A 24,456-nucleotide genomic window follows, 5' to 3' on the forward strand; every position below is an offset into this window, starting at 1 on the left:
AAGAATATAGCCCAGATGTAATGCAGAGATCTTTGGGGAGCGTGTTGAGTCTTGGATAAGAAGCGTATCGCGTTTGGGTGGAGTGGCACTCTGGTGCCTGAGGTAGGGGAGTTTTTCTGTGAGGAGCCCCAGGGGCTGGGGGCATTGTTTTTTCAGCCGCGACTTCGCGTCGGGACCCTGGAGCTGCTACGGGCACTCCAGAGCGAGGGCTGGGAGATCTGGATCTACACGCTGAGCCACCTGCCTCAGAGCCGGATCGCCCTTTACTTTCGGCTCAATGGGATTCGCCTGGGCGGAGTCATCACGGCGCAGGAGCACGGTAGCGCTCATCGTGCGGGGCGGGCACCGAGCCGGAGCCAGAAGCATGGTCCTGCCTTTGGTCTCACGCTCATTGCCGATGACAAGCTAGGGACGCGTCAGGCGGGCCTGCGGCACGGCTTTGAGACGATCTTGGTGACCAACTGCCACAAGGACTGGACCGGCCCGATTCTTAGCCACTGTCGTAGCCTCGCGCGGCAGCAAGAGCCAGAGGCTCTGGCGCTTGCTGCCTGAGGGGGCTACTCCCCGTGGCGCTTGTGGAACTCTTCTAGCCGCCGGACGGTCTGCACCGACTGGCGGCGGCGCTGGCAGGCCTGCTCTAGCTTCATGACCAGCAGCTCGAAGACATCCACGCCGGGCATGTTCTTCTCGATGTAGTCGTAGGCACCGCGCCGCATGCACTCGACCGCGTTGGCGACATTCCCGTAGGCCGTGAGCACGATCACCTCGGTGAAGACATCCCGTGAGACGGCTCCCTCAAGAATGTGCATCCCCGAGTTGGGGTCGCCCATGTTCATGTCTGTGATCACAATATCGTAGGGGTGCTCCACGGTCTTGAGCGCGCTCAGGCCCTCCGCCTCGGAGCCCGCTGTGACAACCGCGTAGCCCTCACGCTCCAGCCGCCGGCCCAGTGCCGCCCGTACTTCGTCTTCGTCGTCTACAACCAGAACTCGAATCATCGTCATTTTCCTCCCTTTTTCAGTGGCAGCGCGATCTCAAAGCATGCGCCCTGCCCGTGCGCGCCCGTCTCGACGATGCCGCCGTGGTGCGCCTCAATGATACCTTTTACAATTGCCAGCCCTAGCCCCATCCCCCGTGCACGTGAGGTGATAAAGGGGCGGAAGATCTTCTCTTTCTCGGGCTCCGGGACACCGGGGCCGGTGTCTCGAAACGTGAGGAGGGCATAGTCGCCTCGGGGCAGAGACATCCGGTTGGGCAGGGGCTCTCGGCGCCCGCTCTTACGGGTTGTCACGGTCAGGGTCCCTCCCCCCTGCGCCTCCATAAAGGTCACCGCATTCTCGATTAGCTCCGAGAGGGCGCGCTTGAGTTTTGCGCCATCCGCCAAGATGGGGAGTGCCTCAGGGGAGTAGAGGGCCTCTAGAACCACACTGCCGCGCTTGGGAAATGTCTCCCCCAGCGCGACTTGGGTCAGCTCATTGAGATCGCCTGGTGTTGGGGCCAAGTTCCCTGCCATCACGAAGTCCCGAAACTCGGCCAGGATCTCCTCCAACCTGTAGAGCCCTTGCTTCATTCCCTCTACCAGCGGACGAACCTCTCCGCCGTTCTGGAGCACGTATTCCAGTTCGTTGAGGTTGCCTTTAATGACAAAGACCCGGTTGCCGATGATATGACTGGACTGTGCGCTCATCTCCCCCCACGATGCCATGCGCTCGGACTGCATGAGCCGTGCAAAGAGCCGCGCGTTGTCCATCGCCGCCCCGACCTGTGCTGCAATCGTGAGCAGAGCCTCTTCCTCGACATCCGTGAAGTCATTGGGGAACCAAGGCGAGCTGGACTCCTTGCGGATCACCCGGAGTACTCCGACCGTGCCTGCCACAGACGGAATCGGGACCCCTAAAAAAGCGCGCATCTCATCGAGATCGCGCACGACCCCGCCCGTTGCCGCGACCGTCCCTGTCTGTCCCGCGCCCAGCTCGTACTCTTTTCGCGCCGGGCGGACTCCCTTGCCACGGGTCGCGGCGAGGGTGAGCTTCTGGCTCGCCTGATCCAGAAAGTAGAGCGAGCACTCCTCGGCGCGGAGTACCTGGCTCGTGATCGCCACGACCCTATCGAGCATGGCGTCCAGGTCCGGTGAGCCCGAGAGCTCCTTGCCGATCTGCACCAGCGCCGCCTCGCGCTCCCGGAGATCGTCCATGGAGAGCCGCAGGGCCGCTAGATCGGCGACGGTCTGCACAAAGGCCTCGTGCTCCTCGGTGAAGGCCCCGATCCGATCGGACTCCAGGTTGAGCACCCCCCGCACGCGCTCGTCGCGCTCCAGCGAGAGCGGCACGGCCAGCACCGAGCGAATCCCGGGAAAGAACGACGCGTACCCCTCGACATCGTGGGGCGCATCGGCGACCCGCACGGGAGCGCCGGTCTGTGCCACCAGCGACGTGATCGTGCTGGTGCGGTCCTTCTCCGAGAGCCGGTTCTGCCGGGCTTCGTCGGTCCAGCCCGCGCCCGCGGTCGCCAGCAAGACCAGCCCGCCCGCCTCCGCCTCGGCCAGCGCGATAAACCCACGGGTCGCGCCGGTCGCCTTGGTTGCCTCCAGAATATAGTGCTCCAGGAGCTCGTGCGCGGTCCAGTTCGCAACGGCCGCATGGGAGAGAAGCGTGATCTGTCGCAGAGGGATGGCATCCAAGTTCATCAGGGGGCAGTATACCCTGCAAATCCTTTGCCAGGGCCTGAAAGGCCCCGCCCAGGCCGCTTCGTTCGTTCCTCACGTCGCGAATCGGGCCGAGCCCGTGGCGAAAGATTCGGTGCGGGCTCGGCCCGATTCGCCGTAGGCGGCCCAGAGATGGACTTTCAGGCCGTCGATCCGCGCACCCTGCAAACTAAACTTCCGCGTGCTACAATGGCGACTTGGCGCTTCTCACACTTCTTGAGGCGCGGGGCGGCGGTTCAACGACGTGGAAGGTTCGGCAAGAGAGGCAGCGTTCGCTCGATTGCGGGCGTTTTCGGATAAGCTGGTCGGTCGGGATGAGGCTCTGGGGGCGCTGGTGCGCTCGGTCTGTGCCCATCGGCTCGTGACGCTCTACGGCCCTGCGGGGGGCGGTAAGAGTGCGCTTGCCCACGCCGCCGCCCACCGCCTGGCCGAGGCAGGAGCGTTTCCGGCGGGAGTGTTCTGGGTGAGCCTGCGAGGGGTGCGCCACGCCGACATCGCCCAAGAGGCAGTCGTCCGCCAGGTGCCGTCGAGTGCGGAGGCAGCACTCGTGATCCTCGACAGCCTGGAGTGGCCCGCGCTGGTGACTCCGCTCCTCGCTCGCTTTCCCACACTCCACCTGCTCACCACGGCGCACGCCCCGCTCGGGCTGCCACACGAGCAGGCCCTGGAGCTTCCTCTGCTACATGTCAGCGAGGCACGGCGCTTGCTCGTGGGCTGGAGCCGCAAGGAGCTCGACCCCGAAGAGGCCGCGTCGGTGGCGCGCTTCCTCGATGGCAACCCCCAGGCCGTGCGTCTCGTGGCCGCGCTCCTGGAGACCGAGCCGCTGACCGCGCTACGGGTGCGCCTGGAGACACAGCTCACGGCCCTGACCCTGCACGGTGGGACCGCCACCCCGCTGACTATCGCCCGTGATCTGCTTCTGGAGCGCCTGCCCGAGGGGGTGGGGCGGCTGCTGGGGGTACTCTCTCTCTTTGCGACCGGGGCACGGGCGGAGGATATCGAGGTGAGCTGGGGCAAGGGCTGGCAGCGCTCGATGGACGTTCTGGTGCGTGCGGGGCTGGTCGCCGAGGACGAAGGACGCTACCAGGTGGTGATCGCCTTGCCCGAGGCGCCGCCGCAGGCACAGCTCGGGCCCACTGGTGTCTTGCTGGCGCTGGCCTTGGGGCACCTGCGCCTACACGAGCCCGAGCCCGCATTTGATCTGGCCGAGCGTGCGCTGGCTGTCGCGCGGGAGGGACAGAACCGGGAGGGCTTTGCCAGTGCGCTCCTAGTGCTGGGCCGCATCACCCTCACCGATGACCCGGCGCGGGCGGTCTTGCTCTTTGAAGAAGCCGCCGCCCACTTTGAGAACCTTGGGCAGAGAGCGAGTCAGGCCGAGGCGCGGCGCTGGCAGGGAGTGGCCTTTGCCCAGCTTGGCGAGCCCGAGGCGGCCCTGAGCGCGCTCTACGATGTCCAGCAAGCCCAGCACGATCCCGCCACCGAGCGCCTCTTTGCCGAGCTCCAGACCCTCCTCACCGACCGGGGCGGCGGCTCGCTCCTGGCCGCACTCGCCATGGACACGACCTCGATCCGCGAGACCGGTCTCCTTGCCGCACGGGTACGGCTCGGCCTGCCGGGGAAGTAGCCTAGATCCGCTGCAAGAACCAGAGCGCCCCGAGGAGAATTACGGTCACGGTGCCCGCAAGCACGGCCCGGCGGCCCGCACGGGGCGCTTTTCGGTTTAGAAGCGCTAGCGCCGGAGCAACCGCCAGGACAATCGCGAGCTGCCCCAGCTCCACCCCCACATTGAACGCGCCCAGCGAGAGCCCCAGCGCCTGCTTGGGAAGCCCGACCTCGGCGAGGGCGCTCGCAAACCCAAAGCCATGGATCAGGCCAAAGCCCAGCGCCATCCAGGCACGCACATCGCGCTCCCCCGGCTTGGTGAGGAGGTTGTCCACCCCCACGGCTACAATCGAGAGCGCGATCAGGGGCTCCACAATCGACGGCGAGAGAGTGACGGTCTTGGTGGCGGCGAGGCAGAGGGTGACCGAGTGCGCCAGAGTGAACGCGGTCGCGATCTTAACGAGCTGCCGCAGCGAGCCGCCCAACAAGAGCAGCCCGACAATGAACAAGACATGGTCCGGGCCGGAGAAGATGTGCGAGACTCCCTCTACAACAAAGCGCCGCGCCACGGAGAGCGCCGACTCCGGGGCCTGCTGGTCTGTCCAAGTAAAGCTCGGGTGCGCCGCATCAAGCACCTCCTCACGCACCAGGCTCCCGCGTGAGTAGAGCATGACAATCGTCCGGCTCTGCGGGTCTTCGGGGAAGAGGCGCTTGCCAACCGAGAGCTGCCGCGGGCGCGCCACGGCGGCGTAGGTATCCAGCAAGACGGTGCGGTTGCTTGGGTCGGGGAGCAGGCTCTCGCCCTCCGTGACCACGGGCTTGCCGTCGGCCTCCAGCACGAGGCGCTGGCGCAGGCCCACCTCTTTTCCCACGGGGGCGACTAGGCTAATCCGTAGCTGGTTGGTCTCTAGGTGCAGGATGATACTGCTATAGCGCGGGTCGTGGGCAAGGCTGGGGAGCGCCGTCAGGAGGAGCAAGAGCAAGCCGAGCGTGAGGCGTTTCATGGGAGCGGTTCCTCTAAGGGGCGACGGACAACATGGTCGGGGAACTGGTCGAGGCGGGCACGGCTCCAGCGAAGCCAGCGCGCGTGGCCGTCGGTGTAGGTATAGTTTGCGCCGTCGCTATGCCGGTTGTACTGGAGCCACTCCACCAGCGCAGGCTCCCCGACCCAGGTGTCGTAGTCGTCCTGATCGGGCGTGTTGGCTGCATTGCGCTCGGAGAAGAGGATCAGGTTGGGGTTGGGAAGCGCGGCCACCAGCGGCTCGGAGGCGAAGTCGCCTAGGACGCCCTCCAGCGCGTAGCGGCAGGACTTGTGGGTGAAGATAGAGTTGAGCAGGTAGCTCTGGCCGGTGGGAGCCTCGGGGCACTGGGCCACTTGGGTGCTTTTTAAGTACGGCGTCAGCGCACCGAGCCAGGGTGCCTCGGCGTGGCTGTTGCCAAAGCCTCCTCCTGCACAAGAGTCGATGCTCTGCGGGAGCTGTTGAACGGTCGAGCCATCGTCGAGCACCCACTCCTCGTGGTGGTGGAAGAGGCTACCGTCGTTGTCGGTCATGTACATCCGGGCCGCCATCCCCAGCTGGTGCTGGTTCGAGAGACAGCTGAGCTGCCGCGCCTTGGCACGTGCCTGAGAAAAAACGGGAAAGAGAATGGCGGCGAGAACCGCGATAATGGCGATGACGGTAAGTAGCTCAATGAGCGTAAAGGCGCGTCGTGGATTCATGGCGCTTTCTCCGAGAGGATCTGCTGGGCGTGGCCGACAATAAGCCGGTCGCGGGTTCCGGTGGCGAGAGCGAGGCGGGCGTAGGTCTGGGCCTCGGCCTTCTGCCCCGCTCGGTAGAGCGACCAGGCGAGGGCATCGGCGGTGTAGATATCCTGGCGCTGCTTCCCGTCGGCGCGCATCAGGCGCACCGCCTCTTCGCTATTCCTGCCCGTGTCGGCGAAGAACAGGGCGAGGGCGCGGCCGTGGACATGCCGGCCGCTGGCCTCCGACGTGATCCGCTCCCACTGCGACGTGTCGCCGAGCTTGTAGAGGAGCATGCTGGCCTCGGGGAGCGCGACGGTGGCGGCGAGCTTCTTGGCCTCGGCGGTATTGCCCTGGTCGGCGGCGAGCTGGGCTAGCCCGAGCGTGGCGTGGCGGTCGTCGGGGTAGGCGTCCCGAGCGGCCTCAAACTCGCTCTGGGCGGCGGTGAAGCGGCCTTGGGTCGCCAGAAAGGTCGCGAGGCGGTCGTGGAACCAGGCGCGGCTGGGAGCGGAGGCCTCGAAGTGGGCCTCGATGAGCTGGAGTGCGCTCCGGTAGGCGTCCTCGGCGAGCTGGACCTTTCCCACGAGCTCCCAGAGGCGGGCTTGGAGGACGCGCACCACGGGATCGTTGGGGCGGCGCGATGCCGCCTCGGCCAGGAGCTGGCGCGCTCTATCGTAGTTGCCTAGCTCGATATCGCACTCCGCCGCGAGGGCACCATCGCCGAGCTTCAGAGCCACTGCGTGCGCCTCGGTGAAGGCATGGCGCCCCATGAGCGCCTTGGCAAGCGCCCAGTGGCCGATGGGGTTGTTGTGGCTCCGCACCGAGAGCGAGCGACGAGCGCTCGCCTCGGCCCGGAGGAGATCGTCGGGATCGCCCCCCTCGCTCTGCCGGCGCAGGTAGGCACTGGCCAGCATCGCGAGTCCCGTGGCACCCTGCGGGTCGGAGAGGGCGCGGGCTTCGAGAAACCGGACACTCCGCTCCACCTCCGTCGGGTCGTAGGGGACATGGGGGTGGGGCCTCGGCGTGGGGGCCTGGGGCGCGAGGTGCTTCCCGGCCCAGACAAAGCCCCCTACGGCAAAGACCAGCACATGGGCGATCCCGCGTCGCACTAGCGTGGTGCTCCCAGGTAGGGGAAGGTGCTCGTGAAGCGCTTCCCGCTCGCCCCCACATTGTCGCTGGTCAGGGTCGGGATCTCTTTGTTGTCATCGGGAGCCAGCCCTAGAGCGGGAACTGTCCCCCCAAAGATCACCCCCAGCGAGATATCCACGACATCGTCGGTGAGCTTGCGCCCGCCGAACTTCCCCCCGGTCGCCCCGCCCGTCTCCGCGCCGAGGTAGGCCGCCGAGTCGGTCTGGTTCAGGTCTGCGACCAGCACATCGGGGACAAGAACCGCCTTGACCACGTTGGTGATCGCCTGGGAGCGCCCCGCGGTGCCGGTCATAAAGCCCTGGATATCGTTGGCGAGCTGGCCAGCGTCGTCGGTGGGGTTGTTCTCATCGTTGACCTTGTGCCGGTCTCCCGCGACGGTGGCAAAGACCTCGTTGACCGCGGGGCGTGCCAGGCGATCCACTTGCAGGAAGGTCTGGGGATTTCGGGAGACACCGCCGCAGCCCGCAAGCACGGCAATCGGTATCAGTAAAAAGAGTTGTTTCATCGTTATTAATTCTCCGTGAGAGTTACTTGCTGGTGGTGCACCAGACCGCGATCTTGCCACTGGAGCTCTTGAGGGCGCTCTTGGGAAGCTCCACGACAATCGAGAGGACGTTGTAGCCGGCTAAAAAGTCCTTGGCCGAGCCCGCGGCGCGCCAGGTAGTGGCCTTGGGCTTGTTAGCATCGGCGAGGGGGACCGCGGTGCCGGTGATGGGGGTGGCGCGGTCGGGCAGAATGGTGAAGAACTGCTCCAGGTCGAAGAAGAATGGGTCCTCACGGACACCGGCAAAGACCTGCATGCCGCTGGTGGGCGTAAAAGTCCCGTTGAAGACACCGCTGGTGGCGTAGGGCGTGGTGGCCTCGCTCATCGTGCCGGTGCGCGGCGGGACGACCGGGCCGGAGATAAAGACCTTCTGGTCGGTGCCGACTCCCTCGAAGCGTGCCTGGATCACCAGGTCCTCGACATTGTCGCCGGTGTTGTCGATCTTGAACTGGTAGAGGACATCGGGATCGAAGGCGCGGGTGCCACCGCTGGGGATCAGCGGGGAGACACACATCGCCAGCACGACATTGTTGCTATTGGTCGGGCTGGGGAAGACAAAGACATCCGTCAGGTCGGTGCCGGGGGCGGCCGCGATCTGGGGGGTATCGGCGTGGTCCGAGCCCCGTGCTTGACGGACCCCGAGCCACCCTGCAGTGACGATAAGCGCGCCTCCCATGAGGGCAAGTGAGCGCTTGGTGAGTGATTTCATGACCATACTCCTGGAATTTCCGAGCTCTCTCTTAGTGAGGGCTCTGCTGCTAACCTCAGATACAGGTTCGCTGCTTCGGTTCCTTGGAGTTTAGGGCCATGGGGTAGTCACTCCCCAGACCAAAAACTGCTCACTTTTTGCTCACTGCGCTGTGAACAACTGCACTTCTTAGTAGCCAAACTCGGGGCTGACGGTGTTTTTCAGCGGCTCACCGGCCTGCATCCGGCGCACTTGCTCGGCCACGAGTGCCGCGAGGCGCTCGGCGAGCGTGTCGGTGACCCCGCCGATATGGGGGGTGATGACCACGTTATCCAGCTCCCACCACGGCGAGTTCTCCGGCAGCGGCTCGTCCTCAAAGACATCCAGACCCGCGCCTGCGAGCCACTTATTCTTCAGCGCCTTCCAGACATACTTCTCGTCGATCAGCCCGCCCCGCCCGATATTGAACAGGTAGCTCCCCTTCTGGATGATCTCGATCTCGTCCTCGCCGAAGAACCAGCGTGTCGAGGGTGTGAGGGGGAGCGCGAGGACAACCATGTTGCTTCGCAGGATCAGCTCGTGGTACTGCAGGTGCGGCAGGACCACATCGAAGCCCTCCGCGGGGAGCTCCGGGTTGCGGCGCAGGCCGATCGTGTTCATGCCAAAGGCCTTGCAGCGGGTGGCGATTCCCTGCCCGATCTTCCCCGCCCCCACAATCCCGACCGTCTTTCCCTCTAGCTGGAACCCCGACGACGCGACGCCCCAGTGCTTCTCTTTCTGTGCCAGGACGCTGGCCGGAATCTGCCGCGCGACCGCGAGCATCAGCGCCAGGACGTGCTCAGCGCAGGCGCTGGCGTGGACATCGGAGCCCGTGACGACCTGGACACCATCCGCAAAGATCTCCGGGTAGAGCTTGCCATCCACCCCCGCGCTGGTGATCTGCACCACCTTGAGCTTGGGCAGGCGCGCCCGCAGCTCCGGCTCCAGCTTTGCCGTGACCACGAGCTCCGCCTCGGCGAGCGCTTTTTCGTCGGGGGCCTTCGGGTCACAGAAGTGCAGGACGACGGACTCGCCGAGCGCCTCGGTGAGAGCAGCCTGGAGCGCGGGGTTGGTGGAGAGGCAGAGAACATGCATGCCCGAATTGTACCCGGCAAACCCCCGATCCGACGGGTGGCAAGAGGAGGTTAACCGCCAAGGCGCGAACCTAAGCGCATGAGATGCGACTACGATGTGATCGTCATTGGCTCCGGTGCGGGAGGCGGAACCGTGGCGGGGCTGCTGGCGGAGGCGGGGCGGCGGGTGCTGCTCCTGGAGCGGGGTGGGGAGCCGGGCTTTGAGGAAGTGGGGCGGGACCACCTCCGAAACCAGCGCCTCTCGCACTATGGGCACAACGCGGGGCCGGACAGCGATCACCCAAGGGTTGCTCAGAATCGCACGGTCGCGCCCTGGGACGGTGGCTACCACGCCAATGCGGCGATTGTGGGCGGCGGGACGCGGGTCTACGGGGCGCAGGCGTGGCGCTTTCACCCCCTGGACTTTAAGATGGCCTCCACCTATGGCATCCCCGACGGCTCATCGCTGGCGGACTGGCCCCTCGACTATGCCGAGCTCGCGCCGTTCTACGAGCAAGCGGAGCACGAGATCGGGGTGTGCGGCCAAGCCAGCGCGATGTGGCACCTGCCGGAGTACAAACGCGACTACCCGATGCCCCCGATGGCGGTCACCAAGCAAGGCGCGACCTACCGCAAGGGCGCAGAGGCGCTGGGCTGGCGGACACTCCCTGTGCCCTTGGCGATCAACTCGACTGAGTACCTTGGGCGGCCGGCGTGTACCCGCTGCCAGCACTGTGTCGGGTTTGCCTGCCCGGTCGATGCGAAAAACGGCTCGCAGAACACGCTGATCGCGCGCGGCAAGCTCACGGGACGGCTTTTCCTACAGACCGGCGCGATGGCGACCAAGATCCACCACGATGGCAAGCGCGCCAGCGGGGTGACCTATTTTATCGGCGATGAGGCCAAGACCGTGACGGCGGAACAAATCGTCGTGGCGGCGGGTGCGATTGAGTCGGCGCGGCTCTTACAGCTCTCGGGGATCGGCAACGACCAGGTCGGGCGGCACCTGCAAGGGCATGTCTATGTCGGGGCCACGGCGCTCTTTGACGGCGAGATCTGGGATGGCCTCGGCCCGGGCGTCACCACGGCAACCACGGAGTGGAGCCACGGCAATCAGAGCGAGGGCATTATCGGGGGCGGGATGCTCGCCGATGAGTTTATCCTGCTGCCGATTATCGCCTGGAAGCGCTACCGCGCACCGGGCGTCCCGACCTGGGGAAAAGAGGCGAAGGACTGGCTGCGCCAAAACTACCGCAAGCTCTCGGACATCAAGGGCCCCGTGCAGGACATTCCCTCCCCCGATGCCCGCATCACCCTCGACCCAATCGTCAAAGACCGCTGGGGCCTTCCTGTCGCGCGGCTCTCGGGCGCGACCCACCCGGAGACCATCCGCACGGGGCAGTTTCTCCAGAAGAAAGCGGTCGAGTGGCTACAGGCATCGGGCGCAAAACAAGTCTGGGGCGGCCCCCCGACCACGCCGTATCTCTCCGGCGGCCAGCACCAAGCGGGCACCTGCCGCATGAGCGACGATCCCACCGCGGGCGTCGTGGACCGCAACGGGCGCGTCCATGGCTTTGAGAATCTCTTCGTGGGAGATGGGAGCGTCCACGTGACCAACGGCGGCTTCAACCCCGTGCTCACCATCTTCGCGCTGGCGTTTCGGCTCGCTGCCCACATGAACGTGGGCAGTTCGCTGCGCTCCTGACCTGCGGCCACAAAGTCGCTCCGCGACATTCATTCCGTCGCTCCGCATTGTCCCCCCGCTGGGCGGGGGTTAGGGGGTAGGCCAGGTACACTCAACCTGTGAATACCCTCTTTCGGATCGCGTTTGGCGACTATGAGTTCGTTTTAGACCGCACCAGCCTGACCTACTCCCTCACCGAGACCGTCACCAAGACCGTCTGGGGCACCGGGCTCTCGCTCGGCTGGATTGAGCTCAAAGAGCGGGAGACGGGCGCAATTACCCGAACGGATTTTGGCGACTGCAAGCTCATCAGTATCGCCGAGAAGATGGGCGCGGCGGGCAAGCGCATCTTGCTGGGCCTCGATGCACCGGGTGGTGTCCCTGTGGATATCTATGTCATCTGCGGCCCGAAAGAGATCCAATTAACCGTTGAGGCCAGCCGCGATAGCAAGACACACTTGCTGGAGCGTGTGGGGCTCTTGCCAGGGCTCTGTCATGCAGAGCAAGGTGGGTATCTGGTACTGCCTTTGGGGGAGGGAACCTTACTTTACCCGGAGCGCTACCTGCCCATAGAAACCCCTCAGTATGAGTGGGATCGCATGGACCAGCTTCCCGTTTGGGAGAGCTTGACAATGCCATTCCTGGGAGCCGTTCAACCCGAGAGTGCTCTTGCCCTTCTGACAGACTCGGCCTACGCCGTCGGGGAGCTGGGAAAGTCGGCAATGGGAAGTGTCTCCGCCTCTTGGACTTACCGTCGCGACCCAGAGCGCCGACGGCTGGATATTCGTATCGTGCCTATTCCTGCGGGAGACTATGTGGCCATAGCACGTGCCTACCGTGAGAAGCTGATCGCCGAACGCAACCATATGACGTTGCGCAAGAAAATTCGTGAGGCTCCCGAGAAAGAGTATCTGATTGGCTCTAGCTTTATCAAAGTGAATACAGCAGGAGACAGCTTAGAAGACTTTCCCGCCTATCTCAATATCCTCAAAACAGAACTGGGGCTGGATCGTGCGTTGCTAAATTTGGTCTTTAACCGTTACCACGAAGTCCCTGAAAACCTAGTGGTAGATGCCTTTTCCATTGCGCGAGAGCAAAATTATAAAACCGTCTTTCGCCCTGTAGGTAAAGATGATGAGCTTATTACGGTTGAGGAAAGCAAGGCACGCTTTGGTGGCGAGGTTGCCTTCCTGTCCATGCGCTGGCGCGAGTACCAGAGCGCACCGTCTCGCTGGAATTTTATCGAGCAGAACATGCAAGAGCTGGAGAACCTCAAGCAACATGCTCAGCTCATCGTGCAACCGGATCGCTGGGAGTGGCTTGCCATTGCCGCCGATTTCACCGTTGACTCCTGGCGAGACGACCGTGGCATCTATCGAGTTCTTCAAAATGTTCCTCTCATTAGCGTTATCTACCGAGACTCTGTGGTGCAGTTCTCGGGTTGTAATCATATCTATGTTCAGCTATTTCTCAGTGCCCTGCTCCGGCTAAACCCGCCATCCTTTGCCCTACCCACTGGAATTACCGAAGGAGCCGAGGAAATGATTGCTGCCCTTCGTCCTTGCGCCATGATTCTTTGCATTCTTCACGCACTCACCTTCCCCGCATTTCTGACATCGCACACGTTCCTCACGCCCAACTTTCTCGTGGAGGAAGCGCTCTATTCCGATAAGACGCGAGTGGTGATCAACCAGAGCGAGACAGAGAGCTACGAAACCGATGACTTGCTCCTCCCTCCCGGCGGGTTCTACGTCCGCCACCCGCAGCTTGAAGCCCACGACGCGCTCCGGGTCGGAGCCGTAGAGTTTCCCCAGCGCGCTTGGCGGGTGCGCCGCAGCCTCGATGGCAAGCCGCTGGAGCAGTCAGAGCAAGTGGAAGAAAGAGAGTTTGAGGTGACCTGATCGCTCCCGTTAGAGGGGAGCGTCAACGAGCCTCGTTCCTCGGCTGCAAAGGCCTTCCCAGCGCGTAGCGCTCGTTGACGCCCCGCTCCAAACCGCATTGGCCCCCCGCCGGGCGGGGGTTAGGGGGCCATGTTGAAAAAATGGCCCGACGGGTCGGTGCTCATGCGCCAGTGGTCGTGGGCGTTGGGGTTGGGCGCGATAGTCGGGAGCGTCAGCTCTAGCCACTGCGCGAGCGCGGCAAGGTGCGGCTCGTAGAGGGCGCGGAGCTCCCGGAAGTGCGCGTGGGCCTCGGGCGAGGTGTCGAGAGGCATGCCGGCGTCGGTGAGGAGCGTGAAGAGCGCTTCTTGCTCGGTGTCGGGGAGCCGGTCCGGCACAACGGGAGTCCGGTTCAGCGCGAGGCGCAGGTCCACGGCGGCGTGGCGGGCCATCGCGAAGGTCAGGCGCGCTTGGTAGAGCAGTGCCCCTTTTGGCTGGGTCGCGATAATCAGGGCGCAGGTATCCAGGATGGTGGTGAGGGTGCCCAGCCAGCTCTGCCGGTCGTGCTGGGAGCGCCAGTACATGAGGGAGGGGTAGGAGAGATGGCTCTCTAAAAGCTCGGCAGACCAGCGCTCCCAGTTCTTGAGCGTGTCCTTGAGGTCGCCTAGATCGGGGCAGCCGCCGATGCGCTTGAGAAGCTCGCCGGCGCTGGGCGGGGTTGAGGCGCGTGCATCGAGCATCCCGATCTCGACCTCGCGCCTGGCAAAGGCCTGGTAGAGCACGGGCAGGTAGGCGATCACGATGGCGAGGAACCCAAAACCCAGCGCTGCCTCGCAGTCCGTGATGGCACGGGCAAAGCTGGTGCGCGGCGCCACATCGCCAAAGCCGAGGGTAATGAACGTGGTGGCCGAGAGGTAGAGGTAGGTTGCAAACGTGGGGACGGCTTCTGGGGCGCTGATGGGCAGGTGGAGCGACCAGCCCAGGCCCGCGAAGGCGACCACCAAGAGCATTCCCCAGGCCACAAAGAGAGTCAGCACCGAGAACGGGCCAAAGACCGCGAACCAGTCGTCGCGCATCCCCGGACGCAAGCGCCGCCCGAGCCGCCGCCAGCTCAGCCAGAGCCACTTATAGAAATAGCCGACCGCACGGAGCGGTCGGCTGATACGGCGCGGGAGAACCAGCCCCTCAAAGGCCTCTAGTAGGACACTGCCAATCACCAGAACGCACAGAGGGGCCAGCAGGAACCGCATGAGGCTAGCTGAGTTTCTTAAGCAGGGTTACGCGGCCAATCGGGAGCCACTCCACCACGAGAATATCGCCGTTCTGGAGGAACTTCGCTGAGTGTGGGTGCACAAACTTGCCCGCCACAAACTCACTGCGTGGCCGACCGCGGCCCGGCAGGTTGGCGACGGTTGTCCCATCCCCGAGCGCCGCCGCCACCTTGTTGTTCCTACCCAGCACGGTGACAATGCTCCGCAGGTCCGGCACCAGTAGCAAATCGCCCTGCACATGGAAGTGACACGGCTGGCGCATGCCATCGGTGTCGAACTTGATGTGCTTGCCGTCCATCGTGAAGTACTGCAGCCGGCTATTGGCACGGTCGGCGACCACGACCTGCGGCTCTTTTCCACGGGTATCCACCCAGATCCCGTGCGCCTGGAGCACCTTGCCCGGCTCCTTGCCCTTGCCTCCAAAGACCCGGATAAACTCACCCTTGATGTTGTACTGCGTGATGTAGTCCGAGCCGTAGCCATCGGTGACATAGAAGTCCCCATTGGGTGCCAGCGCGACATTGGTGGGGATAAACGGCGAGTTGCTCTTGTAGACCCGCCCGGTGTCGGAGATCAGGTCGTTGAGTCCCTTGGTCCAGAGCACCGTGCCATCGAGGGTGGTCTTGACCACGTTGCGGTGCGCGGTGTCGCAGTGGTAGAGGTACTCGGTGCCGCTCTCCTTGCGAATATCGAGCCCGTGGCCGCCGCCCTTGAACTGGGCCCCAAACGAGCGCAGGAACTTCCCGTCTTTGCTAAAGACATAGATCGCATCGTCGCTCTTGCCACCCCCCCCAACTGTGTGGGAGATGTAGATATTGCCCTTCTCGTCTTGCGCGACACCCTGCGTGTCACCCCACTTGTGGGTGTCGGGCGGGACAAGCCAGTCGTGGATGCACTCGTAGCGCAGGGAGCCCGCCCCCAAGATCAGCTTGGGCGCGTTCTGCGCGGCCTCGGCATCGCCCGAGACAAGCAGGTCGGTGATCACCGCAGCGGCTGCAGTCGCCCCGGCTTTCAGAAGGAGATCGCGGCGGGTCAGGAGGCCACGCTGCTCCAGAGGAAGATCGTTTTCGTTCATGACGCCTGCTTCGACAGCGCGGCGGCAATTTCCTGCGTTTTTCGTCGCCGATTGGAAATCGGCGTCTGCAGTGGCGTCGTTCCTCCGCCGCGAAGCCCGTTCCGGGCATGCCGAATTATGGCCGGAACGGCCTTCGTAGCCATAGGCTCTCCAGTCCGGCCGTTCCAATCGGCCGGACAAACGCAGGATTTCCCCCAATATTTCGCGAATTTGGGGGGCATGAGACCATTCAATGTTGCCGTCATTGGCTACGGCTTTGCCGGGCGCTGTTTCCATAGCTACTTAGTCGGGCTGGCGCCGGGCCTGAAGCTCCATGGGATCGCCTCGCGCGACCCGCAGACCCGTGAGCGCATCGTGCGGGACCGGCACTGTATTGCGTATGAGGGGCTCGACGATGTCCTCAAGGACGATGCCGTGGACCTGGTCGTGCTTGCGTCGCCGTCGGCGGTGCACTGTGAGCAGGCGGTGGCGGCGCTGGATGCGGGCAAGCACGTGGTCACCGACAAGATCATGTGCCTGAACTTGGAGGAGTGCGACCAGATGCTCGCGGCTGCGGAGCGCAACAAGAAGCTGCTGGCGGTCTTTCAGAACCGGCGCTGGGACGGCGACTACCTCACGGTGAAGCATCTCATGCAGAGCGGCGAGCTAGGGACCGTGCGCTGGATGGAGCTGGCGTGGCAGGGCTTTGGCGCGTGGGGCGGCTGGCGCGGCGCGGCGGAGATGGGGGGCGGGCGCTTCTTCGATCTGGGGGCGCACCTGGTCGATCAGCTTCTGACCCTGCAAAACTCCCCCGCCGAGACTGTCTACTGCCGCCTGCGCCGCGACTACGATGCCAGCGATATCGACTCGGAGGCGCTGATCGTGGTCACGTTTGCCAACGGGGCCACGGGAATCGCCGATCTCTCGGGGATGAGCGCCATCTCCAAGCCGCGCTTCCGGGTGCACGGGAGCCGCGCGACCTTTGTGAAGTACGGCCTCGATCCGCAAGAGAAGGCCATGATCGCGGGCGATATCGACAGCGCGGTAGAGACCCCGGAGAGCTACGGCACGCTCCACGATGGCAAGTCCGAGCGCCAGATCACGACCCTTCCCGGCCGCTGGCGCAGCTTCTACGAGAATGTCACCGAGCACCTCGCGGGCAACGCCCCAATCGCGGTGACCCTGGAGAGCTCCCGCGCCGGGATGCAGGTGATCGACGCCGCCCTGAAGTCCGCCGCCACGGGCGAGGTCGTGCGGCTGTGATCTTTAGATCGCCCCCGTTGGAGGGGGGCGTCAACGAGCGCTTCGCGCTGGGAAGGCCTTCGGCCATAGAAAACTCAGAGGCTCTCTGATGGCCGAAGGCCTTTGTCGCGGAGCCTGCGACGCTCGTTGACGCCCCCCTCCAACGGGGGCGATCCAAAACGGGGCGATAAAATATCCCATGAAACAAAACGAGACCCCTCTGACCTACAGCGACCCTGCGCCGCGTCGCTACGATCTCACGGCGCGTGCCAGCCAGCTCGACCCTCGTGCGAGGCCCCACCCCGAGATTGGGTTTGTCTTTGAGAAGGACGGCAAGCCGACCGATGTAGAGCACGCCGCGGTGGACACGCGGGTCGCGCCGCGGGGGCGGCTGGTGATCTGGCTCATGGGCCACAGCATGCCGCTCTTTGACCGGCTCACCAGCTACGGTCTGCACGCCATCCAGGTCCACTACGCCAACGGCTGGTTTGGGCAGTTCGGCGACAAGGGCCCCAAGGGCGACACGACCTTCAACGGCCGGATTCGTCTGGAGGCCGCCACCGGGGAGGATGTCAGCGAGGTTGTCACCATTCCCAAGCCCGATAGCATCAAGGAGCGCGCGCTGGTGCTGGTGCGCTGGCTCGCCAAGGAGAACCCGCAGGGAGGCTGGGACTACTTTCTGACGCCCGGTGGCAGCGAGCTGCGCTGGGAGCGGGTGATCCTGGCGGGCATCTCCCACGGCTCGACCACGGCGGCGCGGTTTGCCAAGCAACAAAAAGTCGCGCGGGTGGTGATGCTCAGCGGCCCGCGCGACCAGCACGAGACCTGGCAGTCGCTACCATCGGCGACACCGACCAATCGCTACTTTGGCTTTAGCCACGTGCTGGATGCGGGCTGGGGCGGCAACCACTATCCCCGCTCTTGGGAGCTGCTCGGGCTGGAGAAGTTTGGGCCGATTGTCAATGTGGATAAAGAGAAGCCGCCGTACCGAAACACGCGCCGCCTGATCACGGACGCCGATGTCAAGGGCAACCCCGACCGCGCGCATAGCTCGGCGATGCCCGGCGGCGCGGCGGTCAAAGACGCCAGCGGGAAGTTTATCCACGAGGATGTCTGGCGCTACTTGTTTACCCACCCGACGGAGTGAGGACGATGACCGTAATCGACACCGATGTCCACCACACCTGGCGCTCCGTGCAGGAACTACTGCCGTTTCTGGACGAGCCGTGGCGCTTTCAGGTAGCGAAGGGACTGCGCGCGGTGGGGACGGGCCACGGCTGGAACTCGCCGATTGGGGTGGAGCGCGAGGACTCCGTGCCGCCCGATGGAGGCCGGCCCGCGTCCGATCCCGCGTTTGTGGCGCAGCAGCTCTACGAGCCGCTGGGGATCGCCTACGCGATCTTAAACCCGGCGAGCATCATCTCGATCGCGACCTACCCCGACGGCGACTACGCCAGCGCTCTCTGCCGCGCCTACAACGACTGGCAGCTCCAGAGCGAGTGGCTGCACGACTCGCGCAACTATCTCGCCATGGTGGTCGCGCCGCAGGACGCCGAGGCGGCCGCGCGGGAGATCGAGCGGATCGGGGAGCACCCCCGGATCGCCAGTGTCTTGCTCTCGTCGGCGCTGGGCGCACCGGCGGGCCACCGGAAGTTCTGGCCGCTCTACGCCGCCGCGGAGCGCGTGGGCCTGCCGGTCTCGCTCCATCCGGGCGCGGATGGCTCGGGGACCGCGGGGCCGCCGACCGCGGTGGGCTGGCCACGCACCTACTTTGAGTGGCACACCGACCTCTCCCAGGGCTACATGGCGCACACGGTCTCGCTGCTGGCCGAGGGGGTGTTCCAGAAGTTCCCCCAGCTCAAGGTCGTGCTCACGGAGGGCGGGTTTGGCTGGGTGCCGCACGTGCTCTGGCGCGCCGATAAGAACTGGAAGGCGCTCCGGCTCCAGCTCCCCTGGCTCACCGAGCCGCCCAGCGCGGTGTTCCGCCGGCACATTCGCCTGACCACCCAGCCGATGGAGGAGCCCGAGAAGCCAGGGCACCTGGAGAACCTCATCGACATGATGGGCAGCGATGAGCTTCTGATGTTCTCGTCGGACTACCCGCACTGGGACGGCGACGATCCCCGGTACTCGCTGCGGGCGCTCAAGAGTGAGGCGCTACGGGAGAAGATCCTCTACGGCAATGCCCTCGCGACCTTCACGAGGCTCCCCCAATGAAGCATATTGTCTGCCCCGTGAGTGCCCTCCCGCCGGGAAGCCGCATCATTGTCGAGGTCAATGGGCTCTCGATCGGGGTGTTCAATGTCGCGGGGACGTTCTACGCGCTCAAGAATGTCTGCCCGCACCAGGGTGCGCCGCTCTGTGTCGGGTCGGTGCGGGGGACGACTCTCCCGAGTGCGCCTGGCGAGCCCTATATCTGGGGCCGCGACGGTGAGATTCTGCGCTGTCCTTGGCACGGCTGGGAGTTTGATCTCACCACGGGCCGCTCGATCTTCAACCCTCATGCCTGCCGTGTCAAGGCCTACGAGGTGGGGGTGGAGCCGTCGGTGGAGACCTTCCCGGTCAGTGTCGACCCGCACGCGCAGGTTGTCTTGCACCTGCCCGGAGCTTAGCGGCCTGGAGCACACGGTTCTTTCCCGTGCGCTTGGCCTGGTAGAGGAGAGCATCGGCGGCTTGGAGCATCTTCTCATGGCTGGGTAGCGACGGCTCCGCGCAGACTCCGGCGCTGATTGTCACCGCAAGCCCGGGCGCGAGGCTCTGCCAGTCCTCTGCTTGGATGGTCTTACGGATCCGGTTGCAGACCCGCCAGGCATCCTTGGGCTTGAGCCCCTGGAGCACGATCACAAACTCCTCACCGCCGTAGCGCCCCACCAGGTCGCTGGGACGTACTCCCTCGCGCAGGAGTGCCGCGACCCGAATGAGGACCTGGTCTCCGATCGTGTGGCCGAAGGTATCGTTGATGTGCTTGAAGTTGTCGATATCGAGCAGGACCACGGTGAGAGGAAGCGCTTGCTCGTGCGCCGTGGCAAACTGCCGCTGGAGCTGGAGGTCCACCAAGCGCCGGTTGTAGAGCCCGGTGAGGCTATCGCGGTGGGCGGCCTGCTGTGCCTCTTCGCGAAGCCGCTGCGCCTCTTCGAGGGCACGGGTGAGCTCTCCCCGCCGGAGCTGCTCCAGCCGCTGGAGGGTCTGCGGTCCAAAGAGCGCCTGCTGGAGGGCAAGACCTGCCTCACGGGCCTCCAGCGCGAGTTTCCAGCGCCCCGCCTTTTTATGGAGCTCCGCCAGGGCCTCGTGCACCTCGACAATCAGCTCGGGGCGGCCCACTTGCTGGGCGAGGGCGAGAGCTGCCTCCAGCATGGGGCGCTGGCCACGCGGGGCGTTCTTTCCCAGGGCGAGCAGGCAAGAGACCTCGACATCGCGACTGGCTGTCTCCTGGGCGATCGTCAGGCCCTGCCGTACCAAGGCAAAGCCCCGCTTGCGCTCCCCCCGCTGGAAGGCGATCAGCGCCAGGTTGTACAGAAGCTGGCCTTCGAGTATGCGCTTGCGCTTGATGTCTCCCTCGGGGGCGTTGTAGAGCTGGGCATGTGCCTGCTCAAAGTAGCGCGCCGCCTCGTCGTACCGCCCTTGCTGGTAGAGAGCGTCCCCGAGGTTCTGTATACTGACAATCAGGTTGTTCGGATCGTCTGTCTCTTCATGGAGGCGTATGACCTCGCGGTAGTGGAACTCTGCCTCCGTGTAGAGGCGCTGCGCGGTGTAGATACTGGCCATGTTGCCCCGCGCCATGGCGCAGTGCGTGGCGTCTTGGAGCTCCTCAAAGAGGGCCAGCGACTCGTGGAGGCGCTCCAGGCCCTCGGCGTACTGGCCGCGGTCGAGGTGGATACAGCCGATCCCGTGGATGAGGTGGGCCTGCCCCGAGCGGTCTTGGAGGCGGTAGGCGAGCCGGAGCCCCCGGCGCAGGTGGCGCTCGGCGAGCTCAAGATTGGTCTGCATCATGTAGTCCCACGCGCGCACAATCCGCTTCCAGCACTGCGGGTGCGGTTTGGGGCGGCGGGTCTTGGCTTCGTCGTTGGCAGACATTCTGCCTTAATTGTTGGTATATTTTCGTTTGAAGTAAACCGTCAAGGAAAAAAATGCCCACTCTCGACTACATCACGCGCCCGATTCAGGGCTGGACCATCAAGATCGACACGCGCCTGCGTCAGCAAGACGCCGCCGCGCTGGACTGGGCGCTGGTGTTGCTGACCTCGCAGCTCAAGACGATCAACAAGCTTGTCCCGCCTCGGCAGCTAGCGGAGCTCAAGAAAGTGACGATCTGGCTCTCGCCGGAGTACCCCAAGACCCCGCCGCGCGCCGAGTACCACCCCGGTGCGGACTGGCTGCGGGCCAACGGGCGCAACCCCGAGATGGCTAAGGGAGTCGAGATCACCGATGTCAAGAACTTCGATGCGGAGATGCGCCGCATGCCGCTCTTCGTGCTCCACGAGCTCGCCCACGCCTACCACGACCGGGTGCTGGGCAACGACGAGCCACGCCTCTTGGCGGCCTATAAAAACGCCAAGGCCGGGGGCAAGTACGATCGGGTCGAGCGCCAGGATTCGGAGGGACGCAAGCGCCTGGACCGCGCCTACGCCCTCACCAATGTCCAGGAGTACTTCGCCGAGGGCACAGAGGCGTTCTTCGGTGCCAACGACTTCTACCCCTTCAACAAAGCCCAGCTCAAGACCCACGACCCCGAGCTCTTTGCGCTCTTAGAGAAAATCTGGGGATTTTCATCGCTCCCATGAACGGGAGCGTCTAGCTGTCCTCGTTCCTCGGACACAAAGGCCTCCGGCCATACAGAATTATGGGCGCGTAGCGCCCTTCGTGTCGGAGCCTGCGACGACAGCAAGACGCTCCCGTTCATGGGAGCGATGAAAACGGGCGAACCTACGGCATAATGGAAGAATGAAGACCATGACGTGCCTTGCGCTCCTGCCGCTGCTGGCCGCAACCGTGCCTGTCGCCCATGCCCAGGTAGAGAAGCCCAATATTGTCTACTTTCTCGTGGACGACCTGGGCTACGCCGACTGTGGCTTCAATGGCGGCAAGGACATCCAGACTCCGCAGATCGACCGGCTCGCCAGAGAGGGCGCGGTTCTGAAGTCGTTCTATGTCCAGCCGGTCTGCTCGCCCACGCGCTCGGCGCTGCTGACGGGGCGCTATGTCACCCACACCGGGGTCTACACGATTGTCACCCCCGGCGCGTCTTGGGGGCTGCCACTGGGGGAGCGCTTGCTGCCCGAGGCGCTGAAAGAGGAGGGCTACACGACCGCGATCTGCGGCAAGTGGCACCTCGGGGAGTTCCAGCCCGCCTACACCCCCACAAATCGCGGCTTTGACCACCAGTACGGGCACTTCTTTGGCGCAATCGACTACTTCACCCATATCCGCGATGGCAAGCCAGACTGGTACCGCGACGACAAGCCACTCAAAGAGGAGGGCTACTCCACGGAGCTGCTCGCCAAGGAGGCCGTGCGCTTGATCGAGGCCCAGCCCAAGGACAAGCCGCTCTTTCTCTATCTGCCCTTCAATGGGATCCACGCGCCGCACCAGGTCCCGGAGCGCTACCTGACGCCCTACCAAAACCTGCCCAAGCCGCGCCAGACAATCGCGGGGATGCTCTCGGCCGTGGACCAGGCCATTGGGCAGGTGGTGGCGGCGCTGGAGGCCAAGGGGCTGCGAAAAAACACGCTGATTGTCTTCTCCAGCGACAATGGTGGGCCGGGACCGGGGCGGGTGACCATGAACACGCCGCTGCGGGCCGGAAAGGGCACGATCTACGAAGGGGGAGTGCGCGCCGCCGCCTTTGCGACCTGGCCAGGAAAGATTCCCGCCGGGCAGACAATCGACGAGCCCCTGCATGCGGTGGACTGGTTCCCGACCCTGCTCACGCTCGCTGGGGCCACGCGCGAGCAAAAGCTCCCGGTCGATGGCCGCGATCTCTGGCCCGTCCTAACCAAGCGCGCAAAATCCCCCCACGATGTGCTCCTCCTGCACGGGACCCGCCCCGGAGTCGCCGCAGTGCGCAAGGGGGACTGGAAGCTGCTGGTCAACGCCTCGGAGAGGGACGCTGAGGAGGTGGGTGAGGGGGAGAAGCTCGGAGGGCGTGTGGAGCTCTACAACCTCAAGGACGATCTCAGCGAGCGCACCAATGTCGCTGCGAGCCAGCCCGAGAAGGTCAAGGAGCTCCGCGCGGAGCTCGCCGCGCTCCTGAGAGACGCTGTCCCCGCCGGCGGAGCCAAGCCCGCCACGGTACCCGCTGCCCCAAACGCCGCGAAGGGGCGCGCGACGCTCTTCGACCAGAAAGACACGAATAAAGATGGCAAGCTGAGCCTGGAGGAGTTCCTGGTCGGGCCCAACAACCAAGCGAACCCGCAGGCGGCCCGTATGCGCTTCACGAGCTTCGATACCAACAAAGACGGTTTCCTTAGCCGTGAGGAGTTTGTGAGCCAAGGCAAGAAGACGCAAGCGGTCCGCTAGAGCTGGGTGAGCTCCGTCCAGCCGCCCGCAACGACAGGGAGCGCGTTGGCGAAGCGAAGGGGCTGCGCCGCGCCCTCCCACGGATCCACGACACGCACGGCAAGCCGAAGTTTCGGGAGCTTGGGAGGACTCGGAAGCGATGCCTTCACCGAAAACGGGCCGGGAAGCCAGCGGCGCAGATCGGTGATCGGGCGGATGCGAGCCACCACGCGGCTGGTTTCGTCGAGGAGCCCAACCTCCAGCGGCCAGTCTCGATAAAACGGCGCGACCCCTTCGTTGATACCGTCAAGCGTGAGCTCCAGAGCGCCGTGGGCAGCGGTGCCATAGGTGAGCTGGGTCAGGCGGAAGCTGTAGCCCATGCGCCGCACGAGCGTGTCGGCGCGGGCTTTTTGCTCGGGAGGCAAGTCTTTTTCGATTGCAGGGCAGTACGGCCCGATCCAGGAGAAATGAAGCTGCTCCACGGCTTTCTGGAGTGTCGGCCAGCCCTCCCCAAGCCATTTTCTCGCCGCACTGGGCACCATCTCACCGCCCAAGGGCGCGGTTTTCCAGTTCTCCGTGCGCCCGGCTTTCGTCAGCGACGGTAGAAATTGCCACGCTTCTGTACCCAGGGAGTCCTCGGGGATCATGTCGTCGTGGTAGCCAAGCCAGGCGTGGTTCGTCCCTTCATAGGGGTAGCGCGCATGAATCGGGACATCGGGAAAGGCCGCTCTGTACGCCGCGACGACCCGCTTTTGTGTCGTCAGCGATGCCATAAGCTTCTCCACGGGCCAGGTGTGCCACTCCCCCCAGAAGCCCAGTGTCCCCAGCTGAAGAAACGCGACGCGGGGGTGGGCGTTGTAGCGCTTTCCAAAGGCCGCGATGAACCTCAGAAGTGGCTCCAAGAGCTTGGGGTCGTCCCAGCTCGGGCAGAGCCCCTTGCCGACCTCTTTGGTATCGTAGGCGGTGCGCTTCACACCGGAGTCGATCACCCACTGGGGCAGGCCTGTCGGCTCATTGGGGTACTCCAAAAACAGCCGTAGGATCACATGCTTGCCCCGTGCGAGCGGGCTCTCCCACTTTTTCTCGAACGCCTCCCAGGCAAAGACACCCGGGCGCGGCTCTAGCTCCCGCCAGGAGGCGTAGAAGTAGGCCAGAGAGACAGGAAGTGCATGGACAAAGCCAGGGTCGGAGTAGGCGCACCAGCCCTTGAGCGGGTTGTCGAGCGGCGCTGGCCCGGCAGGCAGAGAGAGCGTTTTAGCCATAGAAAAGTGTACCCAACAACCAGGCCAACCC

22 protein-coding genes are annotated in these 24,456 nt (G+C 64.6%); 10 read left to right on the forward strand and 12 right to left on the reverse strand.

Translation table 11 applies throughout. The features are described from left to right. The first annotated feature begins 51 nt into the window (after positions 1-51). A complete protein-coding gene (locus HNQ39_RS01655) occupies positions 52-552 on the forward strand; it encodes a hypothetical protein (protein ID WP_184192212.1) in 501 nt (166 codons plus the stop codon). Positions 553-557: 5 nt separating this feature from the next. Here HNQ39_RS01655 and HNQ39_RS01660 read toward each other — a convergent pair whose 3' ends face one another. Continuing rightward, positions 558-1,004, reverse strand: coding sequence for a response regulator (locus HNQ39_RS01660; protein ID WP_184192213.1), 447 nt, complete (start codon positions 1,002-1,004; stop codon positions 558-560). After that, a complete protein-coding gene (locus tag HNQ39_RS01665; RefSeq protein WP_184192214.1) occupies positions 1,001-2,686 on the reverse strand; it encodes a GAF domain-containing protein in 1,686 nt (561 codons plus the stop codon). The genes HNQ39_RS01660 and HNQ39_RS01665 overlap by 4 nt, the downstream gene beginning before the upstream one ends. Before the next feature lie 298 nt (positions 2,687-2,984). Here HNQ39_RS01665 and HNQ39_RS01670 point away from each other — a divergent pair, with 298 nt between their 5' ends. Then, positions 2,985-4,328, forward strand: coding sequence for an AAA family ATPase (locus HNQ39_RS01670; protein WP_184192215.1), 1,344 nt, complete (start codon positions 2,985-2,987; stop codon positions 4,326-4,328). 1 nt (position 4,329) lies between these two features. Here HNQ39_RS01670 and HNQ39_RS01675 read toward each other — a convergent pair whose 3' ends face one another. From HNQ39_RS01675 to HNQ39_RS01700, 6 genes are all read right to left on the reverse strand, one after another. Beyond that, a complete protein-coding gene (locus HNQ39_RS01675) occupies positions 4,330-5,310 on the reverse strand; it encodes a HupE/UreJ family protein (protein WP_184192216.1) in 981 nt (326 codons plus the stop codon). Beyond that, positions 5,307-6,026, reverse strand: a complete 720-nt coding sequence (locus HNQ39_RS01680; protein WP_184192217.1) for a type II secretion system protein — start codon at positions 6,024-6,026, stop codon at positions 5,307-5,309. Before HNQ39_RS01680 ends, HNQ39_RS01675 begins: the two co-directional genes overlap by 4 nt. Further along, positions 6,023-7,156 carry a tetratricopeptide repeat protein gene (locus HNQ39_RS01685; RefSeq protein ID WP_184192218.1) on the reverse strand — a complete coding sequence of 378 codons (1,134 nt, stop codon included), beginning with the start codon at positions 7,154-7,156 and terminating at the stop codon, positions 6,023-6,025. The genes HNQ39_RS01680 and HNQ39_RS01685 overlap by 4 nt, the downstream gene beginning before the upstream one ends. Further along, positions 7,156-7,701, reverse strand: a complete 546-nt coding sequence (locus HNQ39_RS30200; protein WP_184192219.1) for a DUF4331 family protein — start codon at positions 7,699-7,701, stop codon at positions 7,156-7,158. The genes HNQ39_RS01685 and HNQ39_RS30200 overlap by 1 nt, the downstream gene beginning before the upstream one ends. 22 nt (positions 7,702-7,723) lie before the next feature. After that, a complete protein-coding gene (locus HNQ39_RS30205; RefSeq protein WP_184192220.1) occupies positions 7,724-8,449 on the reverse strand; it encodes a DUF4331 family protein in 726 nt (241 codons plus the stop codon). 168 nt (positions 8,450-8,617) lie between these two features. After that, on the reverse strand, positions 8,618-9,562 hold the full coding sequence (locus HNQ39_RS01700) for a D-2-hydroxyacid dehydrogenase (protein WP_184192221.1): 945 nt from the start codon (positions 9,560-9,562) through the stop codon (positions 8,618-8,620). Between the two features lie 78 nt (positions 9,563-9,640). On the opposite strand from HNQ39_RS01700, the gene HNQ39_RS01705 reads away from it, so the two are divergent. Then, a complete protein-coding gene (locus HNQ39_RS01705; RefSeq protein ID WP_184192222.1) occupies positions 9,641-11,245 on the forward strand; it encodes a GMC family oxidoreductase in 1,605 nt (534 codons plus the stop codon). 98 nt (positions 11,246-11,343) lie between these two features. Further along, a complete protein-coding gene (locus HNQ39_RS01710; RefSeq protein WP_184192223.1) occupies positions 11,344-13,125 on the forward strand; it encodes a hypothetical protein in 1,782 nt (593 codons plus the stop codon). 119 nt (positions 13,126-13,244) lie between these two features. On the opposite strand, the gene HNQ39_RS01715 is transcribed toward HNQ39_RS01710, so the two are convergent. Both HNQ39_RS01715 and HNQ39_RS01720 read right to left on the reverse strand, forming a co-directional pair. Further along, a complete protein-coding gene (locus HNQ39_RS01715; protein WP_184192224.1) occupies positions 13,245-14,351 on the reverse strand; it encodes a potassium channel family protein in 1,107 nt (368 codons plus the stop codon). Between the two features lie 4 nt (positions 14,352-14,355). Further along, positions 14,356-15,447, reverse strand: coding sequence for an NHL repeat-containing protein (locus HNQ39_RS01720; protein WP_184192225.1), 1,092 nt, complete (start codon positions 15,445-15,447; stop codon positions 14,356-14,358). Between the two features lie 219 nt (positions 15,448-15,666). Here HNQ39_RS01720 and HNQ39_RS01725 point away from each other — a divergent pair, with 219 nt between their 5' ends. The 4 genes from HNQ39_RS01725 to HNQ39_RS01740 all read left to right on the forward strand — a co-directional run bounded on the left by HNQ39_RS01725 (position 15,667) and on the right by HNQ39_RS01740 (position 19,280). Then, positions 15,667-16,689, forward strand: coding sequence for a Gfo/Idh/MocA family protein (locus HNQ39_RS01725; protein ID WP_184192226.1), 1,023 nt, complete (start codon positions 15,667-15,669; stop codon positions 16,687-16,689). A 178-nt stretch (positions 16,690-16,867) separates the two neighbouring features. Continuing rightward, positions 16,868-17,815, forward strand: coding sequence for a BPSS1187 family protein (locus HNQ39_RS01730; protein ID WP_184192227.1), 948 nt, complete (start codon positions 16,868-16,870; stop codon positions 17,813-17,815). A 5-nt stretch (positions 17,816-17,820) separates the two neighbouring features. Further along, positions 17,821-18,885 carry an amidohydrolase family protein gene (locus HNQ39_RS01735; protein WP_184192228.1) on the forward strand — a complete coding sequence of 355 codons (1,065 nt, stop codon included), beginning with the start codon at positions 17,821-17,823 and terminating at the stop codon, positions 18,883-18,885. Next, a complete protein-coding gene (locus HNQ39_RS01740; protein WP_184192229.1) occupies positions 18,882-19,280 on the forward strand; it encodes a Rieske (2Fe-2S) protein in 399 nt (132 codons plus the stop codon). Before HNQ39_RS01735 ends, HNQ39_RS01740 begins: the two co-directional genes overlap by 4 nt. On the opposite strand, the gene HNQ39_RS01745 is transcribed toward HNQ39_RS01740, so the two are convergent. Next, positions 19,231-20,742, reverse strand: coding sequence for a tetratricopeptide repeat-containing diguanylate cyclase (locus tag HNQ39_RS01745; RefSeq protein ID WP_184192230.1), 1,512 nt, complete (start codon positions 20,740-20,742; stop codon positions 19,231-19,233). The genes HNQ39_RS01740 and HNQ39_RS01745 overlap by 50 nt on opposite strands. 53 nt (positions 20,743-20,795) lie before the next feature. Between HNQ39_RS01745 and HNQ39_RS01750 the strand changes: the two genes are divergently transcribed. Next, positions 20,796-21,449, forward strand: coding sequence for a M90 metallopeptidase family protein (locus HNQ39_RS01750; protein ID WP_184192231.1), 654 nt, complete (start codon positions 20,796-20,798; stop codon positions 21,447-21,449). A 160-nt stretch (positions 21,450-21,609) separates the two neighbouring features. After that, on the forward strand, positions 21,610-23,184 hold the full coding sequence (locus HNQ39_RS01755) for a sulfatase-like hydrolase/transferase (RefSeq protein ID WP_184192232.1): 1,575 nt from the start codon (positions 21,610-21,612) through the stop codon (positions 23,182-23,184). Here the strand turns inward: HNQ39_RS01755 and HNQ39_RS01760 are convergent. Next, positions 23,181-24,425 (reverse strand): DUF4832 domain-containing protein, encoded by a 1,245-nt coding sequence (locus HNQ39_RS01760; RefSeq protein ID WP_184192233.1) that lies wholly within the window; start codon positions 24,423-24,425, stop codon positions 23,181-23,183. The two genes, HNQ39_RS01755 and HNQ39_RS01760, sit on opposite strands and share 4 nt — an antisense overlap. Positions 24,426-24,456 lie beyond the last annotated feature (31 nt).

This window comes from Armatimonas rosea (genome assembly GCF_014202505.1).
GTDB classification, from domain to species: Bacteria; Armatimonadota; Armatimonadia; order Armatimonadales; family Armatimonadaceae; genus Armatimonas; species Armatimonas rosea.